Raw genomic sequence first — 10,561 nt, 5'->3', positions numbered from 1 at the left:
TTACCAGTAAAGGCGTTTGTGGTGGTTTATTACTGTACCTTGGGTTTGTCGGTACCATTTCACAGGTAGATAAATTGTTCACTTGGGCAAATGATATTGGCATGTCACATATTGCCTTTGTCGTTATTTTTTGCACGATAATCTTATATGCATTACTTGAACATTGGCGTAAGCGTTGGTTAGCAGTGCCGTTAAGTTGTTTGCTAGGCGGCACACTTGCTTTTGCTATGGGCGCGCCTTTTGAATTTCATACTGGCCCTGGTTAACCCAGATTTTGGTTGGGCGTTGACTATGCTGCTCGACAACCTTGTCTTGGTTGGTTGTAAAGAGCGTAGTGCGGGGTTAACTAAGATGAGTCGCTGGATTATTCCGAGTGTTATGTTTGTGGTGTTAACTGGGGTCATGGCAGCGGTAGGTATGTTACCTGGTATTCCGGCATTAATTCCAAGTTTGGGCTAATAATTAGTAGTTAAAAGTTAATAGCCTTTTGTTAATAACCTTTTATTAATAACCATTTGTTAATAAAAAAGGCAAATATTAAGGCCAAAATAAAGAGGGAGTTACTGTCTTAGTAACTCCCCCCTAGTTTCCACTTTAAGTAATTAAGCCGATAATAAAAATATCGGAATAATCACTTCTTCTTCATCATGCAGATGCCTTTGCAATATTCGCTGCAAGTGTAAGACATTATCAGTCAACGCATTTACCTGCTGTTTATTGATAACATCCCCTTGGTTCAGGTTCAGGTTCAGGGTCATGACCATGCTCATTACCCTAGTACTTAAGTCATTTAATACTAAATCTAAAGACTTATGATCCTTATCTAGTAGATCAATGCCCTTACTCAGTTGCGGCATAATTTTCCTAAACTGCGGAAAATAAACCTGATCTTCAATCCGGTGATGGTTATGCGCCCTATCGACTAAATACTGTGCTGCAGATAAAGGCCCTTTTAATTGCTGCCCATTGAATACTCCCTGAGCACTATCGAGCAATACTTGCAATGACTGCTTAAGATAAGCCGCTGTCGCCAATAGATCGCCATGGTATTGAATAAAAAAAGACGCTTTACCGCCATAGCGAGTATGTTCCGACCACTGTTCTCTTTCTAGCGGTAATAGCAGGTTTTTAATAACATCGGGTAAACCTTTACGTTGCTCTACTTGCCATGCTTGTTCTACTTTAAATTGTTGCTCGGTAATTGTTGCAATGTTCATAACAACCTCTCTTGAAGATTAATTGTTAGTCAGTATATGAGCTTCAAATACAGCAATATATATACACAATCGAACAACACTGTTTCATAAACAACACCAATATTTACATGCAACCAATTACATAGAGGCGAACTACAACGGCCTACACTATTTGGTCTGAGCAGAGTTAGTTTGGCATGCAAAAGTACTAATATATTGTCTGAAACAATAGGAATGATTAATTACTAAATTCATTAGGATGTAGATCAGCTTTGGTCTCTTGTTCAAAGGAAATTTTCACTTGGCTACCATTACTGTGACTGGAGGAAAACTGTAGTTGCCACTTTTGTTGGTCAGCAATTTTTTTGACAATATCTAACCCTATGCCAAACCCTTGTCCTTGGTATAAATCTCGTTCTGTTACTTTTTGGTAGTCATTCGTCAAACCAGAGCTGGTATTAGTGATAACAAGACTAAGTTCATTTTGCTGAATACAAACAGTACCTGATAAAGTATGTTCAAAAGCATTACGAATCAAGTTGCTCAATACAATCCTGCAAAGCGCTAGCGGTAAGTCATGCAAACTTGATTCATCAACAATAAGTTCAACATCGACACTTTTACCTTTCAGTAAATAACTATGTGCATCAACAATATCAACAAGCAACTGCCCAAGATTTACGACTTCAACGTTAGCTTGAATGTTACTTTTACGGCTCAGTAACAACAAGGCTTCGGTAAGCTCAGCCATATTTTTATTTGCTCGGCGAATGTTGGTATGCTGGTCAAGAATATTGTTATTACCTTGAGCAACTCTTAAATCGATGATATCTAAAGCAGACAAAACCACAGCAATAGGCGTACGTAATTCATGACTCGCATTTTGTAGGAACTGCTTTTCTCTTTGATGATACTGATGAATTCGACCCATTGTTTGGTGCAAGGCATTAGCAACAACACCTATTTCTGTTTTATCATTCATCACTTCAAAAGAAAGTTCAGGACTATTTTCATCCAAACTTTTCGCCATTACCGCAAGTTCATTGATTGGATTGAGTACTTTACGGATCAAGCTATGAGCTACCCAGTAAACTAATGAAATAGCCATCAGTGTAATGATAGCGATAGATATGGGTACATTTAACATTGGACCATGTTTTGGTGGTGGTATTGCTCTACGCTTTGCAACCTCATTATAAAGCAGGTAAAGCTTGTCCTTAGTATTGGCAATTGGGTGAGCAAGTAAGAAGTATATCTTTTCAGGATGAGAGAATTTAATTATTTGGTTGCCATCATTTACCTTAAAGTCGAATGCTTTCATCTCATCAAGGTCAAATAATTTTCTTACTTCGTCAGGTACATTGGCTTTACCAATATAAGCGGAATAATCACCACCATTAGGTAGTTGATAACCTGGATTTAGTTCAACTTGCTTTGCATAGTGACTTGCCATTGCCACCATAGTGCGATGCATGGTGGTACCAATACCAATGAAAAAAAGCTTATAAAGTAAAAAAGAAAAAATGATCACTAACAAACCAATACTTAGTGCTAGTTGCTTTTTAAACTGATGCTTTAGGCTATTTTTATTACTCATACTCTTCAATTCTGCTCTGCATTTTTTAGTACCAGCCCGACACCGCGAATTGTATGAATAAGTTGTCGATCAAAAGGCTTGTCGATAAGTTGTCTTAATTTATAAATATGCGATTTAAGTACATCTGAATCGGGTATTTGCTCTGGCCAAATCGTTTGTTCAATTTCGTGGCGAGTTAACACTTTAGGTGAGGCTATAAGTAAGGCTTCCAATATTTTCCAACAGGCGTTATTAAGCTCAATCTTTTGATCGGCACGAGTAACTTCTCTTAAATCAGTATCCATGACCAGATCACCTAGCTTTAATTTTACATCGCTTCTCTTGGTGCGTTTAGTCAGCACCTGCAGTCTTGCCACAAGTTCTGGCAGGTCAAAAGGTTTTACTAAATAGTCATCGGTGCCAACACGAAACCCTTGCAACTTGTCTTCTAACGTATCTCTTGCCGTCAGCATAATTACCGGCGTATTTATACCTGCTGTTCTTAACTCTTCACAGATAGTCATGCCATCCACTCCTGGCAACATCACATCTAGAATTATCGCATTAAACTTTTGATTTAACGCCAGTTTCAAACCAAGGTTACCATTATCAGCAAAGTCACATTCAAATTCATGAGCTTCTAGAAACTCAATGATATTAGCCGCTAACGTTCTGTTATCTTCTACTACAAGCACAACCACTTAGGCACTTCCTATTGATAAAAGCTATAAATTTATGATGTTAAGTAACCTCAACTCTGGATAAGCAAAGTTACTCAATAAGTTATTTTAGCGCCTATCTTTGTTAGTTCTGCTACCAATAGCCAGCTATTGGGTACACAGAACCGCCTTGATAGACACTAAACTATCAATATTGAGTGATATAAAGAGACTAATATTTTTTATTGGTATTGCAACCAATTGATATTAATAGTTACTTTGCAAGTATCAAACATTCATTAACCAGAGTTGAGGTTAAGTATAACCAAGTTAAAAACGACCATTTCACCTAAAATTCACTAAGCACCTGTTATTTATATTATTGCTAGCTTTTTAACTTTAATAAACATTTTATACAACAGGATAATAGCAAATGATAAATTCCATTGGTTCTGGCATGCAAATGCCACAAATGCAATCAAGTCAATCATCAATGTCAGCAGAGTAAAAAGAAAAAGTTGAGCAGATACTAAGTCAGTTTTCATCAGAAGACCTAAGTAACTCAGATGCCACTAGCATTGTTGAAAGTTTCGCTGAATTAAACATTACCCCCACTAAGGAGTTAGAGCAATTGATGGCCGACAATGGCTTTGATGCTAAAAGCATAGGAGATACGGCAGGAGTTGGTGGTTCTCAAATGCCACCACCTCCACCACCAAATGAAGCTTCGAACTCAAGTGAGATGGTTAGTTTTTTAGAGGAGTTGTTAGAAAATTATGACAACCAATTAAGTGATGACGACAAAGATTCTATTTTATCTGCGGTACAAGAAAAATTTGGTATTAATGAAGGTGACTCTCTGATTAATGTTAAGGCGTAAATTGTCTAGGTGAAAGCTGTCTTACTTCGTTTTAGTAACAGTAAAATAAGACAGCCTTCGACATGGATCGTAATACTTCCAAGTAATACCCCCGAGTAATAGCCTCTTAAGTTTCACTCTTTATCACCATTCCCCCATCCTTTTGTCGAACATGGTTACTTAGTTCACCTAAATTTCACCAACACTCTAGTAACCTTTTACCTATCAAAATAACTATTAATTACCATTTAAAGATAAGTTGTACTTGGAGTACTTATGAAAAAATCGATATTAGCATTAGCATTATTATCTGCATTAGGCTTATCCGCCTGCAATGAAAGCATTACAGAAGAAAGCTCTGAACTGGTGAATGCTAGCCCCATTGTTGATGCTGGTGAAGAGCAAACAGTAGCCGCTGGGCAAGAAGTGACCTTACTCGCCACAATTATAGACGACGATAACGTAACAATTAGCTGGAGCCAAGTTTCAGGTTCAACGGTTACCCTTAATCAAAGTAACTCAAATACCGTCACTTTTATTGCACCTGAGTTACAACAAGAAGAATTACTTTCATTCAAAATCACTGTTGATGACGGTGTTAACTCACCGGTAACCGATACCATTGATATTATCGTTGCTGCCGTCGAATCATCCGAGTTAGCAAGTTGGCTCATTAACAATGAGACTAGCGCTAGTTATATTCAATCAGCATCGAGGAATGTATTAGAAGATGTTCAATCAGCTGAGGTTGTTGATATAGATGAGAATAATATTTCAACAAAATATGTATATGTTCAAGCATCTGGCATTCCTAAATACGCTGTTACTATTACGCAAGAAATTGTAAACCAATTAAATCAACGGCCTAAAGCTATTAGTGATTTTAGCAGCGGAAGTACTACCGTAGTTGTAGGGCAAACAGTCAATTTTGGCGAAGACATTGGCTTCAATAGTAGTCAAGAAAACTGCCTAACTACTGGTGGAGATGGATACTGGCCACCTGGACCTGGCTGCCCTACAGAACAAAACAAAGAAGCCCATTTCCCCGTAGAACCAGCAGAGATTGCTGACAATGAAGAAGATTGTGAAGTGGGTCTTGGTAAAATCGGCTTAATGGTTAACGGGACCAGCATTTATAATTGGGGTGATGGTATGAGCGAGGGCGATAACCTTTGGTATAACCTAGCGCCTGTTGCTGAGCAGTATGATGTAGATGTTTGTGGTGGCCACGCTGCTCAAGGTGATTATCATCATCATTTCTACACAAATTGCTTGGCTGATTTAGTAGATGATGATGGCAGTAAACATTCACCTATTTATGGCTATGCTGCCGATGGTTACCCGCTTTATGGTCCTTACGAAAGCGAAAACACATTAGCAGTGAGTGGCTGGAAAACACGAGATTATGGCGCAGATACTAGTCAAGGTGGTTGCAGTAGCGAAGGCGAAAGAAGTTGTGTTCTTGTAGATCAATATGATCTTTCTAAAGGGGTTGAACAAGTTCCTAATGGGCCGAGTATAGGAGAGAATGTAACAACCCTTTCTGGTAACACCTTACCAGCCGATGATGGTTACTTTTTTGAAGACCATTACTATGGTGGCGAGGCTGTTGAAGGCAGTCAATTAGATCAACATAATGGCCATGATAGCAATGACGGCAAAGGTTACCACTACCATATTACCGTAGCAAAAGGGCAAAACAATAAACTTGTTGCTGCTTTCCCATATACCATTGGGCCAAACTTCAAAGGTAAGCTTGCCAGTAACTCTATTAGCCAATGTGGTGGTGATGCTCCTGGTGGTGGTATGCCACCGCCACCACGTCCGTAGATGAGATAAAAGATGAAACTTCCTATAATAATTATTCTTATGAATATAGTTTTCTTAACTAGCAGCACTTTTGCGCAACAAGAAAATAAAGGTACAACGATCAGTGCAATGATGGATCATTCTCATCTGCCGATTGCTGTACCGAGTGATGCAGAGGAAATGTCTTTGAGCTTATCATTGGCTAGAGATGCAATGTCAGGATATAACCTGACATTGCATACTCAGCGCTACATATTGGCAGCACCTCCAAGTGATGCCAATATGTCAGAATTAATGAGTGCATCTATAGATAGCAAATCAGGTTATTTAGTAGGGCATGCGCACCTTTATGTTAATGGCGAAAAGATACAACGTATTTATGGCGCTGAAGTTCACTTACCGCAAACATTATTTAAGCAGGGTACAAATAGTATTTCGGTAACCTTGAATAATCATGGCCATATGTATTGGACAATTGAAGGTAAGAAAGTCGTAGCAACTTTGTATATTGATAGTTCAAATACGAGCAAGCTGGTAAAACATAAATTTGAGAGTTTTCCAAGTATCTAAGCTGATCTTTAAGACAGTGGCAGTTTTAAAAAGTAAAAAAGGAAGCCTTTAGCTTCCTTTTTGTGCTGAAAACAACGCTGAAAACAGTACTGACGTTTATATTTTTCTGTAAAAGCTAATTAAGTTAATAACGATATTGTTTGAATTTTTCATTTTCTGCTTGGCGTTGTGGTGGCGACCATACACAAAGGGGCGTTACACGCAGCCCTTATTAAACATACTTTGACGCCAGATATTCTGCATTAAAAACAAAAACACCACGGCAGGCGTGGTGTTTTATCAAGGTAGGTTCGCTGCTAAGTTATGGCAGCTACTTATTTAAAACTCTATTTAAATACCTTATCTACCGCAATAACTTCAACATTTTTCGCCGGCAGCATTAACTGATAACTTTCGATAATTTTATCGGTAGCTAAAAGCTCTACAGGTTTTTCACTGTTATATGTTAACGGTGATACTTGCTCAGACAACAGACGTTTTTTCATGTCTTTACCGTCGCTTGAGATGAAAACATAATGAATATCATCAGTTTGTAAGTTCTCTTTAATGACACGGTTAACATCGGCTAACGATAGTTTGGCAAACTCACCACGTACATACTTAACAAACTCTTCTGTTTGATAAAACTTACTATCAAGTGCGTAACCTAACTGCTGGTCTTGGCTAGCAACTAATTGCGGCGCATAGTTAGTTAAATAATTACGTGTCGCCTGAAAGTCTTTTTCAGTCATGCCATTTTCTATCAGTTTGTCCAACTCATATAAAGCTGCACGTGTAGCGAAATGCGCATCATTATTTGAACGTAAAGGACGTAACCATACTTGGAAAATTTGGCTTGAACGGCCTAAGTTTGCGTCAGGCTTGGTTTGGTACATACCACGCGGGAAATATTCAATATAAGAATAATCACCATAGTTCATACCACGCGCTTGACGTATTTGTTGATACAAGTAGCTGTTAGAACTACGATGTTCACCAAAGTATGAACGCACTAACCAAAGCGCGGCCCAGTCTTTGTCACTGCGAAGAGTATCGATTGGGAAACCAAAAGATACTGCCGTTGATTGCGCATTCTTTTCTATTATTGTCGCATGATGACCTTTTAAAACCGGCGCTTTGGCAATAGTTAGACGCTTTTCATCACCAACTGGCAATGCCGTTAAGTCAGACATTAACTGTGCTTTTAAAGCACTAGGCATAGCGCCAGTAATGCCTAAGTTTAATTTAGCTTGGGTTAGTTGACTGCTGTAGAAAGCTTTAACATCTTCAATGGTGATTGTTGCTAAGTCAGACAAATCACCACTATTATAGTTTTCATAAACATGGCCCTGATAAAGTTGGCTATAAAGCACCTCTTTACCTAACTCTTCATCATTAGAAGATTTAAGGCCTGATTTAATACCATCAATTAACTCTTTTTTCAGACGTTTGAAGTCATCTTCACGCCAGCCCGGATTCAATAATTGATCACTGATCAATTGATACCACTGCGTCGCATTGTCTTTGTGAACACGGCCGGTAAATGACATCATTTCTTTATCTAGCTGAGACGAAAACTGTCCGGCTAAAGGATATAAACCTTTCTGAATGTCTTTATAGCTACGCGTTTGTGAACCACCTTGGGTTAACATGCGCGCGGTTAATGCCGCCACACCTTTCTTACCGACTGGATCTGCTGCAGCACCGGTATAAAATAGGAAGTTAACATCAATCAACGGCGAATCATTGGTCTTATCTAATACCGAAAACAGCGGCGCGCTAGGATGAGCCTTTTCCATCTCAATTTTTGCCACTGCGCCATTTAAGTCAACTTCTTGGGCAAAACCAGCAATTCTATCTAGTGCTGATAAGGTTACCGTTGTACGGTTTTCATCAATGAAATATTGATTGGCGATGTCTTTGATATCTTCAGCCGAAATTTTGTCAAAGCTATTATATAGATGGTTAATCGTTTCTGGATCACGATCAAAGTGCATATAACTGGCAAGTGTAGAAGCGATAGACTCTGAAGAATCTAACTTATTGACAAAACTATATTTTAAATTAGATTTTAAGTTATTAAGCTTTTGTGCAGAAACTAGCTCTGTACGTGCTAGCGCATAAGTACGATTCACCGCATCACGAACAATCGCTAAATCTTTTTCTTCATTCACTTTGATGAATACGTGACGTAAACCGGCATCTTTTGTTTCAGGGTTATAGTTAAACATTTGGCTCGCCAACTGCTTATCTACCACTAGTTCTTGATACAAAGCTGAGTTATCTGAAAAATATAACTCAGAAATTAAATCTAAAGCGGCGCGATCTTTTTTCTTCGGTTGCCAATCAGAGCCTTTATAAGAAACTAATAACCAATGCCCCGGTAAGCCATCAAATTTTTCATGAACATACTTCGCTACTTCTTGTTTTGGCTCTGGCGCGATTTCATTAACAAAATCACCTTTTTTCCAACTACCCCAATGCTTTTCTACAATCGCCATGGTCGCTTCGGGCTCAACATCACCAACAATCACTAATGAAACATATTCTGGCTTATAAAACTGTGCGAAGAACTTTTCGCCATAAGCAATTTGGTTAGGCATTGCTTCGACATCTTCAAAGAAACCCATGGTGGTATGTTTATAGGTATGAGTATCAAATGCTTCTTTGCGCACAGCCGCTAATAGCTTGCGAATTGGGCTAGCATTGTTTTTTAAGTATTCGCCTTTTACCGTTAATGCTTCAGTTTTAAATTGTGCATCGGTATATTTAAGGTTTTTAAAGTGATCCGCTTGAATCTCTAATACTTTATCTAAATGTGCTTTAGAAAAATCTAAGTGATAATTGGTGTAATCATTAGTGGTGTAAGCACCATTATCAACACCGGCATTTTTAAATAAATCTGAATAAACATCTTGTGGGAATTCCTCTGAGCCTTTAAACATCATATGTTCAAAGAAATGTGCAAAGCCGGTTCTACCTGCTTCATCTTCATCACGAGAGCCTACTGACACGGGGATTTGTACTGAAACAAGATCTGGGTAGTCAGTTTTAACCACTAATACCCGTAAACCATTCGCTAACTCTTTGAATAAGTACTTTTGACTAAAGACTTTATTGGCATCATTTTCAGCGGATTTCTGTGACATACTATTGCTAGTGCCAGCGGCCGAACTTGTACCGTCAGTGGTTGCCATGCAGGCGGATAACGTTAAACTTGCAGCTATTACCGCCGCAAAATATTTCTTTTTCATCTTAACTTCCATCATTGTCCCCTATATTTTTATCGATGTATTTTATGTAACTTTGCAAAGTTTTTCATTAGTTTTTCGAGTTAAACTTTCGACATCATGTAACAAATTAATTACACACTAATAATATAGAAAATTAAGTCGGGATGATTTTTGCTTGGCGACGCTGCAACAATTTCAGCCAAAGGTATAGCCAACTTATGTGGACTCCCTCTTGTCAACAACAAAAAATTGATACAAAGAAATTAATGCATACTTATGTACGAGCTCTACAATGAGAAGCTATCTCTGGCTCTTTGATATTTACGCAAACCGATTGTCAAATCTATAAAGCGAGCGATAAGCTCTTAGTTGGCTACTGACTAAACCGGCTGATTTTTATCTTCGTTAATGCATTTTTTGTTGTTTGAACTCTTTTTAGGCTGCGAGTAACTCAGCTTTGTACTCTGTTCCTTGTGTCAGCATGGCGAAAGCCGTTCTTACTGTTTTATTGGCCAGTGCAACCGCTGCACACTTTTTACCTCGACGCTCGACTAAGCCTTGTATCCAAACATCTTTTTTAGTTATCGCTTTTCGTTTTACGGCATGTTGGACCGCCGCGGTTGCGCCGCATACTAATTGACTCCTCAAACGGCTATTTTTACAGAGCTTTCCTATGGAGC

Annotated in this window: 7 protein-coding genes and 2 pseudogenes; 4 read left to right on the top strand and 5 right to left on the bottom strand. The window is 38.6% G+C overall.

All coding sequences use genetic code 11. The features are described 5' to 3' along the window. Positions 1-459 (top strand): annotated as a pseudogene (locus HRT50_RS15470) (DUF3360 family protein); the annotation flags it as partial. Between the two features lie 143 nt (positions 460-602). On the opposite strand, the gene HRT50_RS15465 reads toward HRT50_RS15470, so the two are convergent. From HRT50_RS15465 to HRT50_RS15455, 3 genes are all read right to left on the bottom strand, one after another. Further along, on the bottom strand, positions 603-1,217 hold the full coding sequence (locus HRT50_RS15465) for a hemerythrin domain-containing protein (RefSeq protein WP_291616085.1): 615 nt from the start codon (positions 1,215-1,217) through the stop codon (positions 603-605). 217 nt (positions 1,218-1,434) lie between these two features. Continuing rightward, on the bottom strand, positions 1,435-2,793 hold the full coding sequence (locus HRT50_RS15460; protein ID WP_291616083.1) for a HAMP domain-containing sensor histidine kinase: 1,359 nt from the start codon (positions 2,791-2,793) through the stop codon (positions 1,435-1,437). Between the two features lie 5 nt (positions 2,794-2,798). Continuing rightward, a complete protein-coding gene (locus tag HRT50_RS15455) occupies positions 2,799-3,473 on the bottom strand; it encodes a response regulator transcription factor (protein WP_291616081.1) in 675 nt (224 codons plus the stop codon). Between the two features lie 592 nt (positions 3,474-4,065). On the opposite strand from HRT50_RS15455, the gene HRT50_RS15450 reads away from it, so the two are divergent. The 3 genes from HRT50_RS15450 to HRT50_RS15440 all read left to right on the top strand — a co-directional run bounded on the left by HRT50_RS15450 (position 4,066) and on the right by HRT50_RS15440 (position 6,669). Then, positions 4,066-4,311 carry a hypothetical protein gene (locus HRT50_RS15450; RefSeq protein WP_291616079.1) on the top strand — a complete coding sequence of 82 codons (246 nt, stop codon included), beginning with the start codon at positions 4,066-4,068 and terminating at the stop codon, positions 4,309-4,311. Positions 4,312-4,566: 255 nt separating this feature from the next. Further along, positions 4,567-6,120: a YHYH protein gene (locus HRT50_RS15445; protein WP_291616077.1), complete on the top strand. Its 1,554-nt coding sequence runs from the start codon at positions 4,567-4,569 to the stop codon at positions 6,118-6,120. A 39-nt stretch (positions 6,121-6,159) separates the two neighbouring features. Continuing rightward, on the top strand, positions 6,160-6,669 hold the full coding sequence (locus tag HRT50_RS15440) for a hypothetical protein (protein WP_291616075.1): 510 nt from the start codon (positions 6,160-6,162) through the stop codon (positions 6,667-6,669). Between the two features lie 326 nt (positions 6,670-6,995). Here the strand turns inward: HRT50_RS15440 and HRT50_RS15435 are convergent, their stop codons facing one another. After that, positions 6,996-9,902 carry a pitrilysin family protein gene (locus HRT50_RS15435; RefSeq protein ID WP_291616073.1) on the bottom strand — a complete coding sequence of 969 codons (2,907 nt, stop codon included), beginning with the start codon at positions 9,900-9,902 and terminating at the stop codon, positions 6,996-6,998. 414 nt (positions 9,903-10,316) lie between these two features. After that, a pseudogene (locus HRT50_RS15430) lies at positions 10,317-10,561 on the bottom strand (IS110 family transposase); the annotation flags it as partial.

Origin of the sequence: Colwellia sp., assembly GCF_013215345.1 — a bacterium.
GTDB lineage: Bacteria > Pseudomonadota > Gammaproteobacteria > Enterobacterales > Alteromonadaceae > Colwellia.
The sequence above is the reverse complement of the archived record's forward strand: the minus strand, read 5'-3'. Positions and strand labels throughout refer to the sequence as shown.